This is a genomic window from Alphaproteobacteria bacterium (genome assembly GCA_030740435.1).
In the GTDB taxonomy this organism is placed as follows: domain Bacteria; phylum Pseudomonadota; class Alphaproteobacteria; order UBA2966; family UBA2966.
The window spans coordinates 76014-99691 of sequence record JASLXG010000066.1; the positions used below are offsets into that span (position 1 = coordinate 76014).

Sequence of the window (23678 nt, forward strand, 5' to 3'; positions counted from 1 at the left end):
GAGGAAAGAATGGGCCTATTGGTCGAAGGTCGTTGGCAGGCCGGCGGCAGGGACGCGCGCCAGACCGGGGGCCGATTCGTGCGCCAGGATGCGCAGTTCCGCGACTGGATCTCGGCCGATGGGTCGAGTGGCTTCGCGGCCCAGCCCGGGCGCTATCACCTTTATGTCTCTTTTGCCTGTCCCTGGGCCCACCGCACCCTGATCTTCCGCACCCTCAAAGGCCTGAAGGCCGCCATCGAGGTCTCGGTGGTGCATCCCTTCATGGGCGACGATGGCTGGAGTTTCGCGGCCGGCCAGGGCGTCGTGCCCGACCCCCTCAACGGCGCCGAGTTCATGCGCGACGTTTACCTGGCGGCGGCGCCTCGTTACAGCGGCCGTTGTTCGGTGCCGGTGCTCTGGGACAAAGAGCGGCAAACCATCGTCAGCAATGAATCTTCCGAGATCATCCGCATGTTCAACAGCGCCTTCGATGCCCTGATCCCGGCGGCTGAGGCGGCACTCGATTTCTATCCCGAGGAAATGCGGGGCGAAATCGATAGGATCAACACCGAGGTCTACGACAACCTCAACAACGGCGTCTACAAGTGCGGCTTCGCCACCACCCAGGAAGCCTATGAGGAGGCCCTTACGGCGCTATTCGGCACCCTGGAGAGGCTGGAAGAAGTCCTCGGCCGCCAGCGTTATTTGGCTGGCGGGCGAATAACGGAAGCCGACTGGCGGCTCTTTGCTACGCTCGTGCGCTTCGACGCCGTCTACGTCGGCCACTTCAAATGCAACCTCAAGCGTATCGAGGACTACCCCAACCTGAGCCACTATCTGCGTGAACTCTACCAGCTGCCCGGTGTGGCGCCGACCGTCAACCTCGACCACATCAAGCGCCACTATTACCAGAGCCACGCCACCGTCAATCCCACCGGCATCGTGCCGGCGGGGCCCGAGCTCGACTTCAGCCGCCCCCACGACCGCGGCCGTTTGGCGGCAGCCTGAGGCCCCACGAGGTTTCGTTACGTTCGGTGATGAAATGCGGGTTAAGCCGCGTCGCGTCCGGATTCGCTGTCCGCGGCTTCGTTGGCGGCTGTCGCCAACGCTGCCGGAGCCTCGCCTTGCTGTTCCGGCGTAGGCTGGTGCAGCTTCCCCGAATTAAGCGCCCAAAGAAAAAACACGACGCCAATGCCGCCAATCACCAGGATCAAAGACAGAATGATAAGCGCACTCGATGCCACGGTCCCAACCCCTCGTTGCTGCCGCCAATGTTACTTTTGGCGGCGGCGGATTTGTAGGTGAATCGTGTCCAAAATGAACAAGACCACGGAGCGCCGTCATTGCTCTGGCAAAATCGCGCGGCATCGTTCATGACTGGTTCAGCATCTCGAGTCTCTAGGAGTACCCCAAGAATGATCGACGCCCACTATTGGCCGACGCCGAACGGCTGGAAGCTGTCCATCGCCCTCGAGGAAATGGAGCTCGAATACCGCGTCGTGCCGGTGAACATCGGTGCCGGCGACCAGTTCGAGGCCGAATTCCTGGTCATCAGCCCCAACAACCGCATGCCGGCCATCGTCGACCACGACCCGCCCGGCGGCGGCGAGCCGGTCTCGGTGTTCGAAAGCGGCGCCATCCTGATCTATCTGGCCGAGAAGTGTGGCCGCTTCCTGCCCAGCGACCTGCGCGGCCGCACGCAAGTGCTGCAATGGCTGATGTGGCAGATGGGCGGTGTCGGCCCGATGTTCGGCCAGGCCGGGCATTTCCGCTTCTATGCCCCGGTGGCAGAGCCCTATGCCCAGGAACGCTACCGCAACGAAATGCTCAGGCTATACGGCGTGCTCGACCGGCGCCTGGAAGGGCGCGAGTTCGTCGCCGGCGATTATTCCATCGCCGACATGGCGATCTGGCCTTGGGTCATCACCTACAAGCGCCAGGAAGTGGATCTCGAGCAATTCGCCAACGTGCGGCGCTGGTACAAGGCCCTGCAAACCCGCCCGGCGCTACGCCGCGGCTACGACGTGGGCAAGGAATTCGGCAAGCCCGACGGCAATTGGGACGACGAGGCGCGCAAGCACCTGATGGCCCAGGCCAATCCCGGCAAGCAGTAAAGGGAGAGTGCGATGATCGAAGTCAACGGCATGGCCCACGTCATTCTCACCGTCAGCCAGTTCGAGGCGTCACGTGAGTTCTATTGCGAACTGCTGCCCTACCTGGGCATGCAGAAGGTCTTCGACGGCGACAACTTCGTCTATCACGTGGGCGGCCGCACGGCGCTGGGCATCCAGCGCTGTGCCGAAGAACACGAAGGCGAGCGCTTCGTCCAGAACCGCGTCGGTCTGCACCACGTCTGCCTGCGCGCACGTTCGCGCGATGATGTCGACAAGGCGGCGGAAAAGCTGCGCCAGATGGGTGCCTACATCGACCGCGGGCCGATGCAGCGCCAATGGGCGGAGGGGTACTACTTTTTCGTTTTCGAGGACCCGGACGGGATTCGTCTGGAGATCAACCACATCCCCGGCAAGGGGTTGTTGGAGGGCGACCGGCCGGCCAGCCCCAGCCAGGACCCGAACTGGGACCAGAACGCCTGAAGCGAGTCGGGATCAAGCGCTCGCTGCCGCACCCTCCGGGTCGTGGCGCCGCTCGTCGCCGGCGTAGGGGTCATAGAACTGCGCCGGCAGGCGGCGGCGACAGGGGCCGACATAGCTGCCGATTTCGATTTTCTCGGGCGGCTGGGCGATCAGGTTGCGGATCGTTGCCTCCAATTCGGCGGGAGATATGGGCTTGACCAGGATGTGGTCGGCGCCGGCCTTGATGGCTGCCGTGATGTGATTTCTGTGATGATCGTCGGTGGTCATGATGACCGGCAGGTGCGCTACCGGCGTGGTTTTGGGATCGCGCAGGTAGCGCAACACAACGAATCCCTTGCCGTCTTCGAGGGTGCGGTCGAGCAGCACGTAGTCGAGCGGCGCTTCATCTATCTCGGCCCGCGCCTCGACGGCATCGCCGGCCAGACGGACCTGGGAGATGCCGATGCGGCGCAACATGCTGGTCATCAGACGGCGGTAGCTCTGATCGTCATCGACGACGAGAAAGCGGAGCTCTTGCAGGTCAATTCGCTCGTCCATGTTCGGCGGCCTCGGCAAAGCGGTTTACCCAACCATTCACCTATCGTGAGAATCACTAAACCACGGAAATCGTTGATAATTCCTCAAGATTGTGCGGTCGACCCTGGTGGAAAGAAAAGGGCGCGCCGCGGCGCACCCCTTCCCCGGTAGCAAATTTCCCGGCGCTACCACATGGCGACGGGGTTGATGATCATCTGCACCGTGCCCTTGATGCGGGCCTGGCCCAGCACGAACATGAACTCGTGCACGCCTTCACGGGCCAGGCGGCCGGTGTTCATGGTCTCGAGGATGTAAATGCCGCCATTCTTGAGCATATGGACATGGCCGTAGAAGACCTTGTCGCCCTTTGGCGGGGGCACCACGTCGACGCCCCAGGTATCGGCACCGACGGCCATCGGGTTGAGCGAGGCCACGTAGGCCATGGCCTCGTTGTTGAGGCCGGGCTCGGACGAGACCCAGGCCTTAGGATCCGAGGCCAGCTTGCCGTCGGTCCAGCCGGTGTGGAACAGCACCACGTCGCCCTGGCGGATGCTGACGCCCTGGGCCTTGGCGGCGGCCTTGATGTCGGCCGAGCCGATGGCCTGGCCGCCCTTCATGGTGGCGACGCCGAAATGCTTGGCCATATCGATCATGACGCCGCGTCCCACCAGCGGCGGGATGTTATGGACGGCGAGCTTCTTCAGGCCGGTGATGTGGACGAAATCGGCGGCGGCGTTGCAGTTGTAATAGAGGTTGTCCTCGCCCAGGTGCCCCAGCCCGTCGATCTGCGGTCCGGTGCCGAACCAGAGCTGTGCCAGGTCGTCGTTGTAGACGATGGGCCAGCCGAAGTCCTGGGCCAGGCTGCGGCCGTTGTGCTGTCCCGGCGACACTATCTGCAACGAGGTCGAGCGTGGCGGAAAGGCCGGCATCTTGGGATCGACGACGATGCCCAGAGGATGGCTCTCGCCCTTCTTGACCAGCTTGACGGCGGCCAGAACCTGGGCCGGTGTGACGTAGTTGGCGGCGCCGATCTCGTCCTTGGCACCCCATTTCGAGGTCTTGCAGGCGGCGGCCTGGGCGGTGCCGGCGGCCATTGCCAGGGCCCCCGCGGCCACGGCGGTAAGGCATAAGGTACGCAAGTTTCGCATCTTTCTCTCCCTGCTATGATGTCTTTTTTTGTAAGCGTTCAACATTCACTACTACGGCGTGAATGATCCCCAATTCGTCACCCAGATCAAATCTTATCGCTGGGCCCCGAGGCGACAGCGGGCCGAGTCGGGGCTACACTCGGCGCCGAAAATTCCAGGCAGCGCAGGCGGGAGTGCGATATGACGGATGGTGGCAGACTGGCGGGAAAGGTGGCGCTGATCAGCGGCGCGGCTTCGGGCATCGGGGCCGAAACGGCGCGCCTGTTTGCCCGCGAAGGCGCCGCCGTGGCGCTCTCCGACGTCAACGACAACCTGGGCCGCCAGGTGGCCGACGAGATCACCGCCGAGGGCGGCCGGGCGCATTATTTGCACCTCGATACCTCCGACGAAGGCGAATGGCGGGACGCCGTGGCCGCCACGCTGGAGGAATTCTCCGCGCTCCACATACTGGCCAACGTGGCCGGGGTTTCCGGCCGCCGCCCGGGCGGCAAGGCCACGAATAAGATCGACGCCACCGAGCTCGACGACTGGAACGCCGTGATGGCCGTCAACGCCACCGGCGTCTTCCTCGGCACCAAGCACGTCATTGCCGCCATGCGCCAGGCCGGCGGCGGCTCGATCATCAATATCTCGTCGATCTACGGCATTGCCGGCTCGCCCCAGAGCGCGCCCTACCACGCCTCCAAGGGCGCCGTGCGCACACTCTCGAAGTCAGCCGCCATCCAGTTTGCCCCCGACAACATCCGGGTCAATTCGATCCACCCCGGCTTCGTCGACACGGCCATGACCGAGTTCATCCACGACGATCCCAAGATCGCCAAGTGGCGCCTCGACCAGACGCCGCTACGCCGCTTCGGCCAGCCCCGCGACATCGCCATGGGCTGTCTCTACCTGGCCTCCGACGAGGCCGAATGGGTGACCGGAACCGAGTTGATCATCGACGGCGGCTATCTGGCCCAGTAGGGCGCCGGGCACCGTCTGCCATGCCCGATTTTTCTACCATGGTCGAGATGTTCGACCATGTCGCCGGGCGCTGGCCCGAACGCACGGCCATGATCTCGGGCGAGGCGCGCCTGAGCTACCGCGCCTACCGCCATGGCGCCGGGGTGCTGGCGGAACGCTTGTGGAGCCTGGGGGTGGAACGCGGCGGCCGGGTCGCGGTCTTCAAGGGGAACTCGATCGAGCTCTCCATCGCGGCCCAGGCCATCTGGGCCGCCGGGGCCCAATTGGTCCTGCTCAACCCGCTCTATACGGCCCGGGAACTCGGTCCCCTTTTGCTTGACGCGGCACCGGCGGTGCTGCTCTGCGACGACGATCTGATGGCGCTGGCGGCGCCGCTGGCGGCCGAGGCCGGGATCGCGGTTCTGGCCTTCCAGGCAGACGGGTTGACTGACGAACGCGGCGACGAATCGGCCGACCGGCCCTTGCCCGGCCCGCCGCCGGGCCCCGGCGAACCCGCCTCGCTGGTCTATACCGGCGGCACCACCGGCCTGCCGAAAGCCGCCTTCCACAGCCACGCCACCACCATGGCCCACATCCGCATGCACGATGCCACCTGGCGGCTCGGCGAGTCCGGCCAGACGGTGCTCAACGTGGCTCCGCAAAGCCACGTCTGGGGCCTGGCCATGACCTTGCAGTCGCCCCTGCTGGGCGGCGCCACCATCGTCAACGTGCCGCGCTTTCAGCCCGCCGAGGTGCTTGAGGCCCTGGTGCGCCACCGTGTCACCGTCTTCACCGGCGGCCCTTCAACGGTCTACAATGCCCTGATGGGCCTGCCCGAGATCGCCACGGCCGATCTCGGTGCGCTGGAGCGCTGCTTCGGCGGCGGCGCGCCCTTCGCCGAGGAAACCGTTCGCGCCTGGCAGGGCCTCACCGGCAACCCCATCCTCGAGGGCTATGGCATGAGCGAGGCCGGGCCGATCTGCGGCAATCCCCTGGACCGGCCCCGCCCCGGCAGCGTCGGCCTGGCCATGCCCGGCATGGAGCTCGAAGTGGTGGATGTCGAAAGCGCCACCCAGGTGCTGGCGCCGGACGAGGCCGGCGAGATCCGGGTGCGCGGTCCCAACGTCTGCTCGCACTACTGGCAGCGCCCCGAGGAAAGCGCCCAGGCCATCCGCGGGGGCTGGCTCTATACCGGCGACATCGGCCTGGTTGATGCCGAGGGTTACGTCTGCATCGTCGAGCGCAAGAAGGACATGGCCATCACCGGCGGCTACAACGTCTACCCGCGCGAGATCGACGAGGTGCTGTTCGCCCATCCGGCCGTGCAAGAGGCCGCCGCCGTGGCCGTGCCCGATGCCCACTGGGGCGAGGTGCTGTGGGCCTACGCGGTGTTGTCGCCGGGCCAGACGGCGGACGCGGACGAGCTCATGGACTGGTGCCGCGAGCGCCTGGCCAAATACAAGATCCCGGCGCGGATCGAGCTGGCCGAGGGGCTTCCCAAGACGCCGGCCAACAAGATCGACAAGCGGGCCTTGCGCGAGTTGGCGCGAAAATAGAGGTTTGAGGCGAAGATTCTGGACACAACTTATTTTCCCGCGCTTCCTCAGACGGATCATGCCAATACGCAAACCGCCAGACGGAACCTGGGGGGCTGCCGGGGTGAGCTGGTTCAGCAGCCGGCGTGCGTTCTATTGCGCTCGGCCGGAAGAGTCCTTATTTTTGAGCTACGTTGTAGCCCAGACGTGGGAGATTGATATCGTGAGTACCGTCGTTCGTGCGCGCATCGACGAAAGGGTCAAGGACGAAGCGGCCGCCGTACTGGCGTCGATCGGCCTGACCGTATCCGATGCCTTCCGTCTCATGTTGGTGCGCGTCGCCGCCGAGAAGAAACTGCCCTTTGAGCCGCTGGTGCCGAACGAAGAGACCGTCGAGGTCATGCGCGCGGCCCGCAGGGGCGACATTGTCGAGGTCGGCAAACTGGACGATCTGCTGGCGGATCTGAATGCGGACGATTAGCCGCACCACAGCCTTCAAACGCGATTACAGACGGGAAAAAAGGGGCCGGCATCGCGACGTCCTCGACAACGAGTTGCTGTCGGCTCTGCGCCTGCTGGTCGCCGACTAGCCGCTGCCGCCGCGTTATCACGACCATTCCCTGGTCGGGGAATGGAAGGACCATCGTGATTGCCACATCAAGCCGGATCTGGTGCTGATTTACCGCAAACCCGACGACGGAACCCTCGATCTCGTGCGCCTGGGCTCGCATAATGAGCTTGGGCTGTGATCTTTGCCTGAATCCGCTTGCCAGAAGGCGCTACGCTTGAAAACATAGCGCTCAAAGCACAACACAAACAGCGCCGCCGCGCGGCCCCGGTGGGAGGGGCCCGAACGAGGCGGCATTTCGGGGCATTGATCATGAACTCAGGCAGAGAAACCGGGCCTCACAACGTGGCACTTGTGGGGCCGTACCTATCGGGCAAGACGACGCTCTTGGAAAACCTTCTGTTCGTCTCCGGCGGCGTCCACCGCAAGGGCAACATGCGCGACGGCAACACGGTCGGCGATTCCTCGGCCGAGGCGCGCGATCGCGGCATGAGCGTCGAGGTCAACGTCGCCACCACCAGCTTCATGGACGACCAGTTCACCTTCCTCGACTGCCCCGGCTCGATCGAGTTCAGCCAGGAGATGGCCTTCGCCCTCAAGGGCGCCGACTGCGCCGTGGTGGTTTGCGAGCCCGAGGCCGACAAGGCCCTGGCGCTGGCGCCCATTCTCAAGCAGCTCGACGACCTGGATCTGCCGCGCTTCATCTTCGTCAACAAGATGGACCGGGCGGTGACGCCGGTGGCCGATCTGGTGGCGGCACTCGACGATATCTCCTCCAAGCCCGTGGTGCTGCGCCACGTGCCCATCCGCCAGGACGAGGAGGTCACGGGCTACGTCGACCTGGCCAGCGAAAAAACCTACCACTGGGAGGAGGGCGCCGCTTCATCGGCCTCGGAGCCGCCGGCCGAGATGGCCGACGAGCTGGCCGACGCCCGTTTCGCCATGCTGGAGAAGCTCTCCGACTTCAACGACGAGCTGATGGAGAAGCTGCTGGAAGACGAGATGCCGCCGATGGCCGACGTCTACGGCCATCTCACCGAATGCACGCGCTCGGGCGACATCGTGCCGGTGCTGCTCGGTGCCGCCGAGCACGAACACGGCGTGCGCCGGCTGTTGAAGGCTTTGCGCCACGAAACCCCGGCGGCCGCCGTCACGGCCGAGCGCCTGGGCGTCAACGGCAGCGACACCGTGGCCCAGGTGCTCAAGACCTACCATACGGCGCATGGCGGCAAGCTCTCGGTGGCCCGGATCTGGTCGGGGGCGCTGAAGGACGGCATGACGATGAACGGCGAGCGTGTCTCGGGCATTTTTCACCTCAGCGGCCTGGCCACCGAAAAGGCCGCCGAGGCCAAGGCCGGCGAGATCGTGGCGCTGGGCCGCATGGAAAGCGTGGCCACCAACGACACCCTGATCGAGGGCAAGGAGAGTGGCGATCTGGCCCGGGCCGAGGTGCCGCAGGCGGTCTATGCGATGAAATTGAAGGCCGCCGACCGCAACGACGAGGTCAAGCTCTCCGGTGCCATGAACAAGCTTTTGGAGGAGGACCCCTCGCTCACCTTCGAGCACGAACACGATACCAACGAGTGGATCCTGGCGGGCCAGGGCGAGATGCACCTGCGCGTCGCGGTGCAGCGCCTGGAAAACAAGTACGGCCTCAAGGTCGAAGGCACCCGCCCCAAGGTGCCCTACAAGGAAGCCATCCGCAAATCGGTCGAACAGCACGCCCGCTTCAAGCGCCAGACCGGCGGCCACGGGCAGTTCGGCGACGTCCACGTCGAGATCAAGCCGCTGCCCCGCGGCACCGGCTTCCAGTTCGAGGACAAGATCGTCGGCGGCTCCATCCCGCGCCAGTTCATCCCCGCCGTCGAGGCCGGCATCGTCGAATACCTGAGCAAGGGGCCGCTGGGTTTTCCCGTGGTCGACCTGGCCGTCAGGCTTTACGATGGCCAGTTCCACGCCGTCGACTCATCGGAACTGGCCTTCAAGACGGCCGGCCGCATGGCCATGTCGGAGGGCCTGCCGAAGTGCGATCCGGTGTTGCTGGAGCCCATCTTGCAGGTCGATATCTATGTCCCCAACGAGGCCACGCCCAAGGCCAATGCCCTGGTCTCCAGCCGGCGCGGCCAGATCATGGGCTTCGATGCCCGCGAGGGCTGGTTGGGCTGGGACGTGGTGCAGGCGCAACTGCCGCAATCGGAAATCCACGACCTGATCATCGAGCTGCGCTCGATCTCGTCGGGCGTTGGCAGCTACGGCTGGAAGTACCATCACCTGCAGGAGCTCAGCGGGTCGTTGGCCGACAAGGTCATCGCGGCCTACGCCGAAGAGGAGTAGATGGATCCAGCCTTGGACCCCGCCATCGCCAAGGCCGCGGCGGCCCTGGCGGCGGCGCGCCGGCGCCGGCGGCGGCTGCCCGGCCTGGGCGAATACATCGAGCTCGACAGCCTGCTCGATGCCTATGCCATCCAGCACAGGCTGGTGCAGTCCTGGGGCGGGCGCGTGGCGGGCTGGAAGGTGGGCTGCACCAACGCGATAGCGCAAAAGCAGCTCGGCGTGGACGAGCCCTTCCGCGGCCAGGTGCTGGCTTCGGCCATGCACGAAAGCCCGGCGACGGTGCCCGGTGGCGATTTTTCCATGCGCGTCATCGAGCCCGAGTTCGCCTTCCGCCTGGCCCGCGACCTGCCGGCCCGCGAGGCGCCCTATGACCAGGACGGCGTGGCGGCGGCGGTGGGCGAGCTGATCCCGGTCATCGAGATCGTCGATACCGCCTACCAGGATTGGCTCAGCGTCGGCGCGCCTTCGCTGATCGCCGACAACGGCTGCTTCGCCGCCCTGGTGCTGGGCCGGGCGGTCGGCGACTGGCAGCGCTTGGACCTCGGCGGCCACAGCGTGCGCGGCTTTCTCAACGGCCGGCAGGTGGTCGAAGGCAGCGGCGCCAACGTCTTGGGCCATCCCCTGAATTCGCTGGCCTGGCTGGCCAACGACCTGGCCAGCGTCGGGCTTTCCCTGACGGCCGGCGAGATCGTCAGCACAGGCGTTTGCAGCGGCTTCTTCACGGCCGAGCCGGGCGACAGCGCCAGCGCCGACTTCGGCGAGCTGGGCGAGGTCACGGTGGCCTTTTCGGCCGATTGAGGTAGGCTCCGGCGGCCCCGTTCCTGCCCGGCGCCCTGAACCATGGCCGGATATCTCGACTTCGTTCTGTCGCACCGCCGGTTTCTCGCCTTCGGCTTCTTTTTGTCTTTCGCTTCGGCTTCCGGCCAGACCTTTGTCATCGCCCTTTTCGGCGGCGAAATCCGGGCCGAGTTCGGGCTCGGCCACGGCGCCTTCGGCACCGTCTATTCGTTGGCCACGCTGGCCAGCGGCGTGCTGCTGGTGTGGACCGGGCGACTCATAGACCGGCTCGATCTGAGGCTGATCACGGCGTTTTCCTTTCTCGGCTTCGCCGCGGCCTGCATGGGTTTGGCGCTGGTCCCGGGCGTGGTGCTGCTGGGCGTCGCCATTTTCGGCCTGCGCTTTTGCGGCCAGGGCCTGATCTCGCTGATCGCCACCACCAGCATGGCGCGCTACTTCGAAGCCGGCCGGGGCAAGGCCATGACCGTGGCGGCGCTGGGTTTCCAGGCCGCCCAGGCGGTCTACCCCGTCGGCCTGGTGGCCCTGACGGCGTTGCTGGGCTGGCGTCAGGTTTGGCTGGTGATGGCGGCGGGTTTGCTGGTGCTGGCTCTGCCGGCGGCGCTCTGGATGCTGCGCGGGCATGGCTTGCGCCATCGCCGCCTGTTGGCCCGCAGCAGCGATCCCGGCCCGGGCTCGCGCCAGTGGTCGCGCCGCGAGGCCCTTGGTGATCGCCGCTTCTGGCTGCTGGCCCCGGCGGTGATGGCGCCATCCTATGTTTACACGGGCCTCTTTTTCCACCAGGTCCACTTGGTCACCGTCAAGGGCTGGTCGTTGGCCTGGTTCGCCAGCGGGTTCCTGGTCTTTTCCGCCGCCTCGGTGCTCACGGCGCTGGTCTGCGGCAGCCTGATCGACCGCTTCGGGGCACGCCGTCTGGCCGGCTGGTACATTCTGCCCATGTCGCTCTCGCTGGTGCTGCTGCTGGCCTTCGACCATGCCGCCGTGGTGCCCCTCTTCATGGTTAGCGCCGGCGTCACATCGGGCGCCGCCATGACGGTGGTCGGCGCGCTGTGGGCGGAGCTCTACGGTGTGCGCAACCTGGGCGCCATCCGCTCGCTGGTCTGGGCCATGATGGTGGTGGCCTCGGCGCTGGCGCCCTTTTCCATGGGGTTGTTGATCGATGCCGGCACGGGCATCACCGCCATCATCGCCGGCTGCCTGGCCTTCACTCTCATCGGCGGCGCCTTGATGCCTGCCGCCTTGACTGAGGCGGCCGGCGCGCAACATTAGGTAAGTAGCGTCAAGCGCAGAGCGGGGGAGCGGCATGCTGATCAAACGGCAAAAAGGCTGGGAGCTGCCCGAGGCGGCAGCCAGCGACGAGCGCCATTTCCTCGACCGGCGCCGCTTGATGCAGGGGCTGGCGGCGGGATCGATCCTGGCGGCGGCGTCGCCGCTGGTCTCGGCGGCACGGGCCGCGGGCGATCCTTCGGGCCAGCTTTATCCCGCGGCCGGCAGTTCGAAATACCCGGCCGGCCGCGAGGTGACGGCCGAGAAGTTCGCCGCCACCTACAACAACTTCTACGAATTCGGCTCGCACAAGGAGATCGCCCGGGCGGCCCAGAACCTGAAGATCCGGCCCTGGCAAATCCGCATCGACGGCCTGGTGGAAAAGCCCTTCAGCATCGCCATCGACGAGCTGCTGGCCCGGGTGGCGCTGGAGGAACGCGTCTACCGCCAGCGCTGCGTCGAGGCCTGGTCGATGGTGGTGCCCTGGACCGGCTTTCCCCTGCGCGCTCTGTTGGACCTGGCGCGGCCGCTGGGCAGCGCCAAATACCTGGTCATGCAGACCTTCAAGGATGCGGGCCAGGCGCCCGGCCAGAAGCAGTTCTGGTATCCCTGGCCCTATACGGAGTGCCTTACCATGGCCGAGGCGGCCCACGATCTGGCCTTTCTGGTCAGCGGCGCCTATGGCAAGCCGGCGGCCAAGCAGTTCGGCGCGCCGCTGCGCCTGGCCGTGCCCTGGAAATACGGCTTCAAGTCGGTCAAGTCGATCAACCGCTTCAGTTTCGTCGAGCGCCGCCCCAAGACCTTCTGGGAGGAGATCCAGCCCCGCGAATACGGCTTCTGGGCCAACGTCAATCCCCAAGTCGACCACCCCCGCTGGAGCCAGGCCAGCGAACGCGTGCTGGGCGGCAGCCACCGCATCCCCACCGTCATCTACAACGGCTACGGCGAATGGGTGGCGGAGCTTTATGCCGGCCAAAAAGGCAAGAAACTCTTCATGTGAGCCGCAGGGCTCGGCCGCATTTTCGTTAGGCTGGAGCTGAGTAGATGGATTCCGCTCTAACGATCGACAGTTGGCTCTGAGGCTGGGCGCGGGGCCGGTTTGGGCTCGCTGGGCCGTAACCGGGCGAGTTCGTAGCGCGCCGCGGCATGGTCGCAGACGTCGCTGGCACGGATCTCCAGCAATCGTTCCAGAATTTGCGCCGCGGCCTTGGGCCGGTTGCGAAGCAGGAGGTATTGGGCGACGAAAAACAGCGCCTGGCAGCGCTCCGCCGGGGGCGCCCGCTGGTCGTCGGCACCGGCCCGGGTCAGCACCGCCGGGGCCGTGGTGTTGCCCAGGAACAAGGCATACAAGGGCCCCGGCCAGGCATCGGGGGGCCAGCGCCGGGCGGCGGCGGCCAGCATGCTCCGCCGCCCGCCGCGCCGGGCCGCGGTGTGGGCCCATAAGGGCCACAAGGGCTCCCCCGGGGTCAGGCGGGCGGCCCGGGCGAAATCCTCCGCCGCCCGGGCAAAACCGCCCAGTCCGAAGAAAACCAGTCCGCGCCCGCCATGGGCCGGGCCCAGCGCCCCCCGGGCCTTGATGACGGATTCGTAGTCGGCCCGGGCCCGGGCCAGGCGGCCGGCTCGATACTGCACGTAGGCGCGGTTCAAAAGCGCCGGCAGGAAACCCGGGCGCAACTCGAGGGCCCGGCTGTAGTCGCGCAAGGCATCGTCGTAGCGCCCGAGCTGACGGAACGCCATGCCGCGGTTGATGTGGGCTTCGACCAGGCGGGGGCGCAGCAGGATGGCTTGGGTGCAATCGGGCAGGGCCCGGCCCGGGCGGCCCAGCAGCACCAGCGCCAGGCAGCGGTTGGCATGGGCGGCGGCGCGGTTGGGCGCGGCCAGCTGGCGGCTGGAGATGGCCCGGCCGAGCAGCCGTAGCGCCTCCTCCAGGCGCCCCTGGCGGGTGGCCTTGATGCCGGCGCTTAGGTCTTCGAGGGGGCCGGACATAGCCGCCGCCGTCGACAGGAAAAGGGCTGTGGCGGCAAACGCTATCAGGCGCATGGTGGTTTCCCGGATCCCCTCGACCTCGGCCTTGACCTTGGCCTTGCGGCCCCCGAGTGTAGCGCCCGACATGCCTCCTGCCAAAACAGAGCTGGTGATCTTCGATTGCGACGGCGTGCTGGTCGACAGCGAGCCCATCGCCAACCGCACCCTGGCCGCCGCCCTGGTGGCCCAGGGCCTGGAAATTTCCGAGGCCGAGGTGACGCGGGTCACCACGGGGCTTTCGCTGACCTCGGTGCTCGACTGGCTGGCGGCGGATTTCGGTTTGAGGCTCGGCGACGGCTTCCTGGCGGCGCTGCAGGACGTCACCTTCGCCGCCTTCCGTAACGACTTGCAGGCCTTGCCCGGCGCCCCCGGGGCGGTGGCGGCGATCCAGCAAAGCGGCCTCTTGAGCTGCGTCGCGTCGTCGGGTGAAATCGCCAAGATGACCCTGACGCTGACGCTAACCGGTCTCTACGAAGCCTTCGCCGGGCGCCTTTTCAGCGCCACCTGGGTGGCGGCCGGCAAACCGGCACCCGATGTTTTTCTCTATGCCGCCCGCGAGATGGGCGTGGCGCCGGAGCGTTGCCTGGTGGTCGAGGACAGCCTGCCCGGCATCGCCGCCGCCCGGGCGGCCGGCATGACGGTGCTGGGTTACGGCGGGGACGACTTGGCCGCCGCCGGGGCGAAGACGTTTGCCGATATGAGCGAGTTGCCGGAATTGATCTCTAACGTGATTGGCCAACCGGAAGCTGGTCCAGGCCGCTGAAGCTGTCGCCTTCGAAGAGGCCGGTGGCGATTAAGGAGCCCGGCAAACGCCCAAGAGTAGCGAACTGCAAGTAGGCAAATCCGGAGATGAAATCGAAGTACCAGCTGGCGGTCTTTGGCGCTGTTTTCATGATGATCTCGGGCGCCCAGCGGATAAAATCGGCGCCAGCCTCTGGAGGGAATTGTGGCATGAGATTATTTACGGCCCCTGTGCCCGATGTCGAGCCCGGCCAAAGCGTCTCGGCCATGGTCGCGAAGCACGCCAGCGAGCGCCCCGACGGCCTGGCCCTGGTGTGCGACGATCTGCGCCTGAGCTGGCGCGACTTCGAGGACCGCGTCAACAGCGTGGCCAACGCGCTTAACGCCATGGGCATCGGGCCCGGCGACAAGGTCAGCCTGCTGGCCCGCAACTCGGCCCAATACGTCGAGGTCTTCATCGGCACCATCCGGGCCGGCGCCTGCATCGTGCCGCTCTCGACCATGGCGGCGGCGGACGCGCTGGAACGCATGGTGGTGGATTCGGGCTCGAAGGCGTTTTTTCTCTCCGACGACATGCGCGCCCTGGCGGCGCCTTTCGTCGACCGCCTCGACGGCCTGGTGGCAGGGGGGCGCGTGGCGCTCGATTTCGCGGCCCAGGGCTGGCAGGATTTTGCCGCCTGGCGCGACGGGGCGGCCAGTGACAACCCCGGCCACGTCATCGCCATCGACGATCATTTCAACCTGATCTATTCCTCGGGCACCACCGGCGAGCCCAAGGGCATCATGCACACCAACGGCGTGCGCACCCAGCTTTGCCAGGTCAGCCAGGCCTTCGGCTACGGCCCGGACGCCGTCACCATCCTGTCGACGCCCTTGTATTCCAACACCACCATCGTGGCGCTGTTGCCGACGCTGGCCTGGGGCGGCACCGTGGTGGTCATGCGCAAGTTCGACGCCGCCGAATATTTGGCCCTGGTCGAGCGCGAACGCTGCAGCCACACCATGCTGGTGCCGGTGCAATACAAGCGCATCATGGATCTGGCCAACTTCGCCGACTTCGACCTCTCCTCCATGCAGGTCAAGCTCTCGACCAGCGCGCCCTTGAGGGCCGCCATCAAGCGCGACATCGTGGCCCGCTTCCCGGGCCTGATGATCGAGATCTACGGCGCCACCGAACAGGGCGGTGCCACCATGCTCAACTGCAACGAATTTCCCGACAAGCTGGCCTCGGTGGGCCAGCCCGGCCTGGGTGCTGACATGCGCGTTGTCGGCGACGACGGAGCCGAGCTGCCCCAGGGCGGCATCGGCGAGATCGTCGGTCGTTCGCCCAACATGATGGAGGGCTACTTCGGCCGCGACGACCTGACCGAGAAGCTGCTGTGGCGCGGTCCCGAGGGCAACGTTTTCTTTCGTTCCGGCGACAGCGGCTATTTCGACGAGGACGGGTTCCTGTTCCTCTCCGACCGCCTCAAGGACATGATCATCTCCGGCGGCCTCAACATCTACGCCAACGACCTGGAGCTGGTGCTGCTGGACCACCCGGCCGTCGACGACGCCGCCGTCATCGCCGTCCCCAGCGAACAGTGGGGCGAGACGCCGCTCGGCATCGTGGTGCCGCGCGCGGGGATCGAGACATCGCCCGAGGAGATTTGTGACTGGGCGAACCAGCGCCTGGGCAAGGGCCAGCGGCTTTCCCAAGTGGTCTTCCAGGGTGAGCTGCCGCGCAGCTCCATCGGCAAGATCCTCAAGCGCGAGCTGCGTGAGCCCTATTGGCGGGAGGGTGGTGCGGAATAGCGGCAAAAAAATCGGCGAATATTTACGTCAAAACAGTCCCAACTAGTTCAAAATAAACGAAAAATATCGGCATTAAGATCGGCAAAGCGAACCTCGATTGAGCGCATCTGGGGATTCCCGCTCAAAACCTTTCATAGGGTCTGGTAGAGTGGTTTCCAGTGCCAGCCAGATCCGCGTATCCGCCGAGGAATCCAACGCGAGGTTGCCCTCATGGACGATGCTCTCAGACAACTCCTCATTCAGGAACTTGGCCCGCCCCTGATCCTGCTCACGGTGGCCGTCGTCGCCCACACCGTGGCGGCCGGTGCGGATCTGGTCGCCTATCTGGCCTGTGAAGCCCAGGCGGCGGCGGTATTCGTGTTGCTGTACGTCGATGCCGGCGCCGCCGCTACGGCCGAAGTCGCGCAGTGCCTCGACTATGCCGCGGCAGGCTCGATAGTCAGCGAAGCATACATTGCGGAAACGCCGACGCTTTAGAAGTAGGCGCCGGGACCAGGTGGCCCAGATCGGCGTCGGCCCGTACCGGGCAGGCAAACTCTAGCGAACGAGGGATTTCGATGAGCAGGGGAGGACGGTGGGTCCGTCAAGGACCGGGGCGGGGCGGCAAGGTGCCCGAACATGAGAAAGCGGCTATCACCAACGCTTGCGAGAAGTTCATCGCCGAGGTCTTGAAACCCCGGTTCCTGCCGGAGATCGTGCCCACCGGGTTCAACTACCCGATCGATATCCTGGGCAAATGGCACGGCAACAAGTATCGCTTCGTTCAGCGCTACCGCTCCGGTTTTCCCGAGAACCTGAACGACGAGTTCGACGCCCCGTTTACGCGCCTGGAATACCTGGCCCGGGACCGATTCGCGCTTTCCTACATGCGGCACACCGAAAAGTGGTTCTGTCTCTACTACTCGCTCACCTTGGCCCAGGCCCTGGACGCCATCGAAAACGAGATCCATTTCCAGCCGATTTCGTGACCGGGCCCCCGTGGCGCCCTTTTTCGCGGCGCGCAAATCCGACATACTGGCGCCGCCATGAACGTCGACGGTACCCCCTATCGCACCATCTGGCTGGCCGAGGACGGCTGGCGGGTGGCGATTATCGATCAGACGCGGCTGCCCCACGAATTCGTCACCCAGACGCTGGAGACGCTGGACCAGGCGGCCGAGGCGATTTCCGTGATGCGGGTGCGCGGCGCGCCGCTGATCGGAGCGACGGCCGCCTACGGCCTGGCGCTGGGGGTGCGGGCGGACGATTCCGACGACGCCCTGGAAGCGTCGTACCAAACGCTGTTTGCCACCCGGCCGACGGCGGTCAATCTGCGCTGGGCGCTGGACGAGGTAGCGGCGGCGGTGCGGAGGGCCAAGGCTGGTGGGCGCGTCGAAGCGGCCTACGCCAAGGCATTCGAGATCTGCGAGGACGACGTCGCCACCTGCCGCTCGATCGGCGAGCACGGCGCCGAACTGATCAAGGCGATCCACCAAATGACCGGCGAGCCGGTCAATATTTTGACGCATTGCAATGCCGGCTGGCTGGCCACGGTCGATTGGGGCACGGCGCTGGCGCCGGTATACGTCGCCTTCGATGCCGGCGTGCCGCTGCACGTCTGGGCCGACGAGACGCGGCCGCGCAACCAGGGCGCCAGCCTGACGGCTTGGGAGCTGGGCCAGCACGGGGTTGCGCATACCGTGATCGCCGACAATGCCGGTGGCCACCTGATGCAGCACGGCCGGGTCGATCTCTGCATCACCGGCACCGACCGCACGGCGGCCAGCGGCGACGTTTGCAACAAGATCGGCACCTACCTCAAGGCCCTGGCGGCGCGCGACAACGATGTGCCGTTCTACGTCGGGCTGCCCCATTCCACCATCGACTGGACCGTCACGGACGGTTTGCGTGAGATTCCCATCGAGGAACGGGATGGGACCGAAGTGACCCACATCAGCGGCCTGGGCGCCGACGGAAAAGTCGCCACCGTGGCGCTGACGCCGGCCGGCTCGGCGGCCGCCAATTTTGCCTTCGACGTTACCCCGGCGGCCTTGGTCACGGGGCTGATCACCGAGCGCGGGGTCTGCAAGGCCTCGGCCGAGGGCTTGCTCGGGCTTTACCCCGAGCGCCGTTAGCGCGATGCAAAATCGTTGGCACGATGACGCAACCGAAGCCCTGGCGGCCGAGCTTGGGGTCGAGACGGAGCTTGGCGCCTGCATTTACGCCAGCCGGCTGTTGGGCGGCGATGCGAACCTGGTGCTGCACGGCGGCGGCAACACGTCCGTCAAGCTGGCGGGCCGGAATGCCCTGGGAAACGACATCGAAGTTCTATACGTCAAGGCTAGCGGCCACGACATGGCCGAGATCGGAGCGGCCGGCTTCGCGCCGCTGGCGCTGGCGCCCTTGCAGGCGCTCGAGGCCGCAAGCGGCCTCGACGATGCCATGGTGGCCGCCCAGGTGGCGGCGGCGACGCTGCATGCCGAGGCCTCGAGGCCCTCGGTCGAGGTGCTGCTGCATGCCTTTCTGCCCGGGCGCCACATCCACCACACGCACGCCAACGCGCTCTTGGCACTTTCCAACCAGCCCGATGGCGAGGCTCGCTGCCGGGCGCTTTTTGGCGCCCGCGTGGTGGTGCAAGCCTACGCCAAGTCGGGGCCCAACTTGGCTCAGGCAGCCGCCCGGGAAGTGGCGGCGAACCCAGCCGCCGAGGGCCTGGTGCTGTCGCGCCACGGCCTGGTGACCTGGGGCGATACGGCGGCCCAGGCCTATGGCCGCATGATCGAATTCGTCGGCTTGGCCGAGGCCGAAATAGTTGCCGCGGGCACTGTGGAATTCGCCGCGGCCGATTTGCCGGCCAAAGTGGCGGCGCTGTCAGAGGTGGCGCCGATCGTTCGTGGTGCGGTCTCGGGTGATTCACAGCATTTCCTGCTAAGCGCCGTTGGCAGCCCGGAGATCAACCGTTTCGTCAACGCCGCCGAGCTCTCGCGCCTGGCCGGTCAGGGACCGGCCACGCCCGACCACGTCATCCACACCAAGCGCCTGCCGCTTGTGCTGCCGGCGCCCGAGGCCGGCCGGCTGGATGAATTCGCCGCGGCCGTGGAACGGGCCGTGAGCGGCTACGAAAGCGAATATGGCGCCTACCTCGAACGCCACGGCGGCAGCGCCCAGGATGTACCGGATCTCAAGCCACGGGTGGTTCTGCTGCCGGGGCTGGGTTTGCTCGGCCTGGGCGCCAGCAAAGCCAAAGCCGGCGTCGCCGCCGACCTTTTTGCCGCCACCACCCGTGTCATCACGGCGGCCGAGGCGCTGGGGTCATACCAGCCGGCCGACGAGGCCGCCATCTTTGCCATCGAGGCCTGGGCGCCCGAGAAGGCCAAGCTCAAACGGTTGGATGCCGGGACCGCCCGCCTGGCCGGCCAGGTGGTGGCGGTGACGGGGGGGGCCTCGGGTATCGGGGCGGCCACGGCCCGGGCCTTTGGCGCCGAGGGCGCCGCGGTGGCGGTGCTCGATCTGGACGTCGACGCGGCGGCGGCGCTGGCGGCCGAGCTCGGCGGTCTGGGTCTGGCTTGCGATGTCACCGACGAGGCTTCGGTGAAAGCTGCTTTCGCCGCCATCGCCGGCCATTTCGGCGGCCTCGATATCCTTGTTTCCAACGCCGGTGCGGCCTGGCAGGGCGAGATCGGCACGGTCGACGAGGCGCTGCTGAGGCACTCCTTCGAGCTCAACTTCTGGGGCCACCAGAAGGTGGCGCAGGCGGCGGTTGGCATCATGCGGGCCCAGGGGCTGGGCGGTGCGTTGCTATTCAATACCTCGAAGCAGGCGGTCAACCCGGGCCCCGACTTCGGCCCCTACGGCCTGCCCAAGGCGGCGACGCTCTTTCTGGTGCGCCAGTACGCCGTCGACCACGGCAAGGACGGCATCCGGGCCAATGCCGTCAACGCCGACCGCATTCGTTCGGGGCTGCTGAGCGACGAGATGATCGCCGCCCGCTCCCAGGCCCGGGGGCTGAGCCAGGACGACTACATGGCGGGGAACCTGTTGGGCCTCGAGGTTACGGCCGAGGACGTGGCCAAGGCCTTCGTTGATCTTGCGCTATCGCCCAAGACCACGGGCGCCGTCATCACCGTCGACGGCGGCAACATCGCGGCGGCGCTACGTTAATTTCAACCCTTACCGGCCTTCTGGGCGAAAAAATTCTGCATCAGCCGCGTCGGCTCGTCCGTGAGGTAGGCGTCCGCCAGGGCGTCGACGCCGGCCTCGATGCCGACCTCCAGGGACGACTTTTCCCAGGTCGCGATCAGCGCCTTTTGCGAGCGCACCGCGAGCGGACCATTAGCGCAGATGCTCTCGACCCAGCTTTCGACCGCGGCGTCCAGGTCCTCGTCCGCCACCAGCCATTCGAGGAAACCTATGCGCCGCGCCTCGCCGGCCCCGAAGGTCTCGCCGGTGAGCAAAATCTCGCGCGTCTTGCCCCAGCCGATCAGCCCCGGCAAGAGCGCCGCCTCGATCACCGAGGGCAGGCCCACCTTGACCTCTGGCATGCCGAAGACGGCACTCTCGCCGGCCACCCGCATGTCGCAGGCGGCCGCCACCTCGAGGCCGCCGCCGAGACAGTAGCCGTTGATGCGGCCGATCACCGGCACCGGCAGCGCCCGGATGGCGGCGCAGACCTCGTGCAGGCGGGTGATGAAACCGCGCGCCAGTTCGCGGTCGAAGTCCTTGAGCTCGCCCAAGTCGGCGCCGCCGATGAACGAGCGCCCGGCCCCGGTCAGCACCACGACGCGCAAGCTCTCGTCGCCGGCCAGCGGCTCCAGCGCCGCCATCAGGCGTTCGAGCTGGGCCGAGTTGAGGACGTTGAGGCGGCGTTCCTCGTTGATGACGAGGCGCGCCACGCGGCCCTCGGCGCGGTCCTCGAAGGCGCTGCTGACGCTGGCGGTCATGGTGTCATCTCCCTTAGAGCATGTTCCGGGTTGATTTGCGCATTCTGTTGCCCTGCGGGGCGGCAGTCCGCTAGGCGCGTCCGATCTCCCGATGTGGGACATCGGGAGTTCGGGCGCAACGACGCGGATGCCCGCCGCAGGGCAACCCGCAGGGGCGGGCCCTTTTGATCCGAGGCGGCGTCGGCGGCCTTGCGTGTAGTCCCACTACACGCTGCGGCCACCTCCTACCCTCGGACCAAAATGGCTCCGCCAGAATGCGTAAATCAACCCGGAACATGCTCTAGCGCCGACCAGATGGGTTCGGCGGCGCTGGCGAAGCCGGGGCAATCGAGCGAATCAAGCGCCATCTCGCCGCCCTCCAATCGCAGCCGCAACTGGCCCTGCGAAAATTCGTAAAGACCGGCGTGCGCAGCGCCGAAGGCCCGGGCCTCGTCCTGGGGCAGTCCGGCCCAGCCGTTGACGTAGTAGTGGCCGTTGCGCTCGACGTGGCCCACGCCGAGCAGGCTGGCCAGCGCCAGGTCCTGCTGCAGCGCCAGTCCGACTTGAACACTAAGATCCTCGGCCGACATGAAATAGCGCCGGCGGCCGGCCTCGGCGTTCCACACCTGGCAGCGCGCGAGGTTGATGAGCGACTTGTAGAAGCCCTTGCAGCTCTTGCTCGAGACTCCGGAATAGCCGAGCTCGCGGGCCTGGACGAAGGCCTCGAGGGTGCCGTCGGATTCGTCGATGATCACCGGCCGGCAGGCGTCGAGCGCCGAGACGTCGCGCTCGAAGGCCTGGGCGCGGCCGATGGGCTGTTCGATGAAGAGGATCGAGGAGACCAGCCGTTCCAGTCCGGGCGCCGCCGCCAGGGCCTGCCAGAGCGCCAGCGCGCCGTCGACGTCGGCGTATTGCTCGTTGCCGTCAAGTGTCACGTAATAGGATCCGTCGAGACGGTCGAGCACCGCCGCGATGGCGGCCAGGCGCTCGAGATCGGCCGCCATGTCGCCGCCTACCTTGAGCTTGAAGTAGCGCTGGCCGAAGGCCGCCACGGCCTCTTCCAGGGTTTCCGGCATACCGTCGTCGAGGCGCGCGGCCGGGTCTCGGTCGACCGCTTTGATGTCGTCGACCAGGCCCACCGTGTGGCGGGCGTGCAGGCGTCGGGCCGGCTCGAGGCCGGCCAGGAAAGCGCCGTAGTCGAAGCCCTCCAGTCCCTCTTGCGGCCCAGGCCCCAGGCCCGGCAGGTTTTGCCGCAGGGCCGTGAAGATCGAAACCCCGGCCCAGCGGCAGAGCGCATCCAAAATCGCCCGGTCAAGCAGCGCCGGGCCATAGCCGGCGACCAGCGGTTTTAGCCCGGCGGCGGCGCCCGTCTTCAGTTGTTCGGGGTAGACGGCGGCAAAAAGGCCAAAGGCGGTCTCGGCCCCGGCCGTGCGGTAGAGCCCGCCAGCAATATCCAGGGCCTGGCGCAACTGATCGAAATTCCGCTCGTTGCTCAGCGCCGGGTCCTTGTCGAACCATTTGGGCGCCAGCAGCTCGGCCGCCATGCCCCAGGTCTCGACGCCGTCCGGGGTCCTGATCCGGGCTCGCACGAAAACCTGCGGCGCCTCGGTCATGGTGACGATGCCGAAGCGGAAGGGCAGCCGCAGCACCACGTCACGCTCGTAGAATTCGAGGTCGGTGACCTCGATCTTGGGCGCTAGCGCTGCCACGCCAGGGCCTCCTCGATGCCGCGCAGGTAACCGATGGCGCGGGCCGCGGAGGCCGGGCCGTCGGGCACGTAGTCGAAAGGCTCGACGGCGATGCTGCCCTGGTAGTCGTGGCGCTTAAGCGCCGCCATCACCGGGGCGAAGAGCTGCGGCCCCTGGCCCGGGCCGCGCTTGTTCGAATCGTTGACCTGCACATGGCGCACCTGGCCCGTGGGCAGCCAGGTGTCGAAGACCTGGGGCAGGGGCTCGGCCTCGGCCAGGCCGGCGGCGCAGGTGTCGATCATGGTGCAAAAGGCCGGATTGCCGACCGCCTCGACCATGTCCACCGCCTGGGCCAAGGTATTGACGAAATTCGTCTCGCGTGGCGCCAGCGGCTCCAGGCAGTAGTCGACGCCGGCCGCCTCGGCCGCCGGGGCGATGGCGGCGAAAGTATCGCGGGCGCGTTGCCAAGCCTCGGCCGGGTCGTCGTCCGCGGCCACATCACGCTGGGCCGGCGAGCCATGCACCAGTGTACCGGCGCCCAGGTCCGCGGCCAGCCCGATGAGGCGTTCGATGACCTCCACCGTGCGCCGCCGCAGGGCCGGGTCGGGGGCGTTGATGGAAAGACCGGCCGGTGTCACCAGCAACCAGTGCAGGCTGACGATGGCGATACCGGCGTCGCTGGCGGCGCGGCGGAGTTGGGCGCGTTCGCCGGCCGAAATCAGTTGCGGCTCATGGCCCAGCGTAAAAGGCGCGAGCTCGATGCCGTCATAGCCCAGCTCGGCGGCAAAGGCGCACTGGGCGGCGAAATCAAGCTCGCGCACGACCTCGTTGCAAAGCGCGATTTTCATGATCACC

General features: G+C 66.7%; 23 protein-coding genes and 1 pseudogene. 17 read left to right on the forward strand and 7 right to left on the reverse strand.

Annotation, left to right across the window (positions count from 1 at the left end):
- Nucleotides 1-9 precede the first annotated feature (9 nt).
- The 3 genes from QGG75_07735 (at nt 10) to QGG75_07745 (ending at nt 2573) form a co-directional block, all read left to right on the forward strand.
- The gene (locus QGG75_07735; GenBank protein MDP6067127.1) at nt 10-987 is read left to right on the forward strand and encodes a glutathione S-transferase family protein; all 978 of its coding nucleotides are present in this window, start codon (nt 10-12) and stop codon (nt 985-987) included.
- Between the two features lie 407 nt (nt 988-1394).
- A complete protein-coding gene (locus QGG75_07740) occupies nt 1395-2093 on the forward strand; it encodes a glutathione S-transferase N-terminal domain-containing protein (GenBank protein MDP6067128.1) in 699 nt (232 codons plus the stop codon).
- Between the two features lie 12 nt (nt 2094-2105).
- The gene (locus QGG75_07745) at nt 2106-2573 is read left to right on the forward strand and encodes a VOC family protein (GenBank protein MDP6067129.1); all 468 of its coding nucleotides are present in this window, start codon (nt 2106-2108) and stop codon (nt 2571-2573) included.
- A 12-nt stretch (nt 2574-2585) separates the two neighbouring features.
- Here the strand turns inward: QGG75_07745 and QGG75_07750 are convergent, their stop codons facing one another.
- Together QGG75_07750 and QGG75_07755 are read right to left on the reverse strand one after the other, a co-directional pair.
- Nucleotides 2586-3110: a response regulator gene (locus QGG75_07750; GenBank protein MDP6067130.1), complete on the reverse strand. Its 525-nt coding sequence runs from the start codon at nt 3108-3110 to the stop codon at nt 2586-2588.
- Nucleotides 3111-3274: 164 nt separating this feature from the next.
- Nucleotides 3275-4237 carry a cyclase family protein gene (locus QGG75_07755; protein ID MDP6067131.1) on the reverse strand — a complete coding sequence of 321 codons (963 nt, stop codon included), beginning with the start codon at nt 4235-4237 and terminating at the stop codon, nt 3275-3277.
- A 180-nt stretch (nt 4238-4417) separates the two neighbouring features.
- On the opposite strand from QGG75_07755, the gene QGG75_07760 reads away from it, so the two are divergent.
- The 8 genes and pseudogenes from QGG75_07760 to msrP all read left to right on the forward strand — a co-directional run bounded on the left by QGG75_07760 (nt 4418) and on the right by msrP (nt 12677).
- Entirely contained in the window at nt 4418-5200 is a 783-nt protein-coding gene (locus QGG75_07760) for a glucose 1-dehydrogenase (GenBank protein MDP6067132.1), read from the forward strand.
- A 20-nt stretch (nt 5201-5220) separates the two neighbouring features.
- Nucleotides 5221-6735, forward strand: coding sequence for an AMP-binding protein (locus QGG75_07765; protein ID MDP6067133.1), 1515 nt, complete (start codon nt 5221-5223; stop codon nt 6733-6735).
- Between the two features lie 202 nt (nt 6736-6937).
- Nucleotides 6938-7195 (forward strand): type II toxin-antitoxin system RelB/DinJ family antitoxin, encoded by a 258-nt coding sequence (locus tag QGG75_07770; protein MDP6067134.1) that lies wholly within the window; start codon nt 6938-6940, stop codon nt 7193-7195.
- Nucleotides 7182-7463, forward strand: a pseudogene (locus QGG75_07775) (type II toxin-antitoxin system YafQ family toxin). Before QGG75_07770 ends, QGG75_07775 begins: the two are co-directional and overlap by 14 nt.
- A gap of 131 nt (nt 7464-7594) precedes the next feature.
- Nucleotides 7595-9616 (forward strand): elongation factor G, encoded by a 2022-nt coding sequence (locus QGG75_07780; GenBank protein ID MDP6067135.1) that lies wholly within the window; start codon nt 7595-7597, stop codon nt 9614-9616.
- Nucleotides 9617-10414, forward strand: coding sequence for a fumarylacetoacetate hydrolase family protein (locus QGG75_07785; protein MDP6067136.1), 798 nt, complete (start codon nt 9617-9619; stop codon nt 10412-10414).
- Between the two features lie 42 nt (nt 10415-10456).
- Nucleotides 10457-11680 (forward strand): MFS transporter, encoded by a 1224-nt coding sequence (locus QGG75_07790; GenBank protein MDP6067137.1) that lies wholly within the window; start codon nt 10457-10459, stop codon nt 11678-11680.
- A 34-nt stretch (nt 11681-11714) separates the two neighbouring features.
- Nucleotides 11715-12677, forward strand: a complete 963-nt coding sequence (msrP, locus tag QGG75_07795) for a protein-methionine-sulfoxide reductase catalytic subunit MsrP (protein MDP6067138.1) — start codon at nt 11715-11717, stop codon at nt 12675-12677.
- 56 nt (nt 12678-12733) lie between these two features.
- Here the strand turns inward: msrP and QGG75_07800 are convergent, their stop codons facing one another.
- On the reverse strand, nt 12734-13789 hold the full coding sequence (locus QGG75_07800) for a tetratricopeptide repeat protein (GenBank protein MDP6067139.1): 1056 nt from the start codon (nt 13787-13789) through the stop codon (nt 12734-12736).
- Here QGG75_07800 and QGG75_07805 point away from each other — a divergent pair.
- On the forward strand, nt 13788-14465 hold the full coding sequence (locus QGG75_07805) for an HAD family hydrolase (GenBank protein MDP6067140.1): 678 nt from the start codon (nt 13788-13790) through the stop codon (nt 14463-14465). The two genes, QGG75_07800 and QGG75_07805, sit on opposite strands and share 2 nt — an antisense overlap.
- On the opposite strand, the gene QGG75_07810 is transcribed toward QGG75_07805, so the two are convergent.
- Nucleotides 14425-14712 (reverse strand): hypothetical protein, encoded by a 288-nt coding sequence (locus tag QGG75_07810; protein ID MDP6067141.1) that lies wholly within the window; start codon nt 14710-14712, stop codon nt 14425-14427. The two genes, QGG75_07805 and QGG75_07810, sit on opposite strands and share 41 nt — an antisense overlap.
- Here QGG75_07810 and QGG75_07815 point away from each other — a divergent pair.
- The 5 genes from QGG75_07815 to QGG75_07835 all read left to right on the forward strand — a co-directional run bounded on the left by QGG75_07815 (nt 14711) and on the right by QGG75_07835 (nt 20377).
- Nucleotides 14711-16237, forward strand: a complete 1527-nt coding sequence (locus QGG75_07815) for a class I adenylate-forming enzyme family protein (protein MDP6067142.1) — start codon at nt 14711-14713, stop codon at nt 16235-16237. The two genes, QGG75_07810 and QGG75_07815, sit on opposite strands and share 2 nt — an antisense overlap.
- A gap of 210 nt (nt 16238-16447) precedes the next feature.
- Nucleotides 16448-16714, forward strand: coding sequence for a hypothetical protein (locus tag QGG75_07820; GenBank protein ID MDP6067143.1), 267 nt, complete (start codon nt 16448-16450; stop codon nt 16712-16714).
- A gap of 131 nt (nt 16715-16845) precedes the next feature.
- Complete coding sequence (locus QGG75_07825; GenBank protein MDP6067144.1) at nt 16846-17205, forward strand: hypothetical protein; 360 nt, start codon at nt 16846-16848, stop codon at nt 17203-17205.
- A 57-nt stretch (nt 17206-17262) separates the two neighbouring features.
- Nucleotides 17263-18351, forward strand: a complete 1089-nt coding sequence (mtnA, locus tag QGG75_07830; protein MDP6067145.1) for an S-methyl-5-thioribose-1-phosphate isomerase — start codon at nt 17263-17265, stop codon at nt 18349-18351.
- 4 nt (nt 18352-18355) lie between these two features.
- Nucleotides 18356-20377, forward strand: coding sequence for a bifunctional aldolase/short-chain dehydrogenase (locus tag QGG75_07835; protein ID MDP6067146.1), 2022 nt, complete (start codon nt 18356-18358; stop codon nt 20375-20377).
- A gap of 2 nt (nt 20378-20379) precedes the next feature.
- On the opposite strand, the gene QGG75_07840 is transcribed toward QGG75_07835, so the two are convergent.
- The 3 genes from QGG75_07840 to QGG75_07850 form a co-directional block, all read right to left on the reverse strand.
- On the reverse strand, nt 20380-21156 hold the full coding sequence (locus QGG75_07840; GenBank protein ID MDP6067147.1) for an enoyl-CoA hydratase: 777 nt from the start codon (nt 21154-21156) through the stop codon (nt 20380-20382).
- A 263-nt stretch (nt 21157-21419) separates the two neighbouring features.
- Nucleotides 21420-22844, reverse strand: a complete 1425-nt coding sequence (locus tag QGG75_07845) for an enolase C-terminal domain-like protein (GenBank protein ID MDP6067148.1) — start codon at nt 22842-22844, stop codon at nt 21420-21422.
- Nucleotides 22832-23671, reverse strand: coding sequence for a sugar phosphate isomerase/epimerase family protein (locus QGG75_07850; protein MDP6067149.1), 840 nt, complete (start codon nt 23669-23671; stop codon nt 22832-22834). The genes QGG75_07845 and QGG75_07850 overlap by 13 nt, the downstream gene beginning before the upstream one ends.
- Nucleotides 23672-23678: the final 7 nt, after the last annotated feature.

Bases quoted from the DNA above. Each gene is read 5' to 3' on its own strand.
- QGG75_07735 (MDP6067127.1), top strand. From the start codon at position 10: ATGGGCCTATTGGTCGAAGGTCGTTGGCAGGCCGGCGGCAGGGACGCG.
- QGG75_07840 (MDP6067147.1), bottom strand. From the start codon at position 21,156: ATGACCGCCAGCGTCAGCAGCGCCTTCGAGGACCGCGCCGAGGGCCGC.
- QGG75_07850 (MDP6067149.1), bottom strand. From the start codon at position 23,671: ATGAAAATCGCGCTTTGCAACGAGGTCGTGCGCGAGCTTGATTTCGCC.
- QGG75_07790 (MDP6067137.1), top strand. From the start codon at position 10,457: ATGGCCGGATATCTCGACTTCGTTCTGTCGCACCGCCGGTTTCTCGCC.
- QGG75_07760 (MDP6067132.1), top strand. From the start codon at position 4,418: ATGACGGATGGTGGCAGACTGGCGGGAAAGGTGGCGCTGATCAGCGGC.
- QGG75_07765 (MDP6067133.1), top strand. From the start codon at position 5,221: ATGCCCGATTTTTCTACCATGGTCGAGATGTTCGACCATGTCGCCGGG.
- mtnA (MDP6067145.1), top strand. From the start codon at position 17,263: ATGAACGTCGACGGTACCCCCTATCGCACCATCTGGCTGGCCGAGGAC.
- QGG75_07805 (MDP6067140.1), top strand. From the start codon at position 13,788: ATGCCTCCTGCCAAAACAGAGCTGGTGATCTTCGATTGCGACGGCGTG.
- QGG75_07835 (MDP6067146.1), top strand. From the start codon at position 18,356: ATGCAAAATCGTTGGCACGATGACGCAACCGAAGCCCTGGCGGCCGAG.
- QGG75_07820 (MDP6067143.1), top strand. From the start codon at position 16,448: ATGGACGATGCTCTCAGACAACTCCTCATTCAGGAACTTGGCCCGCCC.
- QGG75_07750 (MDP6067130.1), bottom strand. From the start codon at position 3,110: ATGGACGAGCGAATTGACCTGCAAGAGCTCCGCTTTCTCGTCGTCGAT.
- QGG75_07785 (MDP6067136.1), top strand. From the start codon at position 9,617: ATGGATCCAGCCTTGGACCCCGCCATCGCCAAGGCCGCGGCGGCCCTG.
- QGG75_07755 (MDP6067131.1), bottom strand. From the start codon at position 4,237: ATGCGAAACTTGCGTACCTTATGCCTTACCGCCGTGGCCGCGGGGGCC.
- QGG75_07740 (MDP6067128.1), top strand. From the start codon at position 1,395: ATGATCGACGCCCACTATTGGCCGACGCCGAACGGCTGGAAGCTGTCC.
- QGG75_07745 (MDP6067129.1), top strand. From the start codon at position 2,106: ATGATCGAAGTCAACGGCATGGCCCACGTCATTCTCACCGTCAGCCAG.
- QGG75_07815 (MDP6067142.1), top strand. From the start codon at position 14,711: ATGGTCGCGAAGCACGCCAGCGAGCGCCCCGACGGCCTGGCCCTGGTG.
- QGG75_07780 (MDP6067135.1), top strand. From the start codon at position 7,595: ATGAACTCAGGCAGAGAAACCGGGCCTCACAACGTGGCACTTGTGGGG.
- QGG75_07810 (MDP6067141.1), bottom strand. From the start codon at position 14,712: ATGGCCGAGACGCTTTGGCCGGGCTCGACATCGGGCACAGGGGCCGTA.
- msrP (MDP6067138.1), top strand. From the start codon at position 11,715: ATGCTGATCAAACGGCAAAAAGGCTGGGAGCTGCCCGAGGCGGCAGCC.
- QGG75_07800 (MDP6067139.1), bottom strand. From the start codon at position 13,789: ATGTCGGGCGCTACACTCGGGGGCCGCAAGGCCAAGGTCAAGGCCGAG.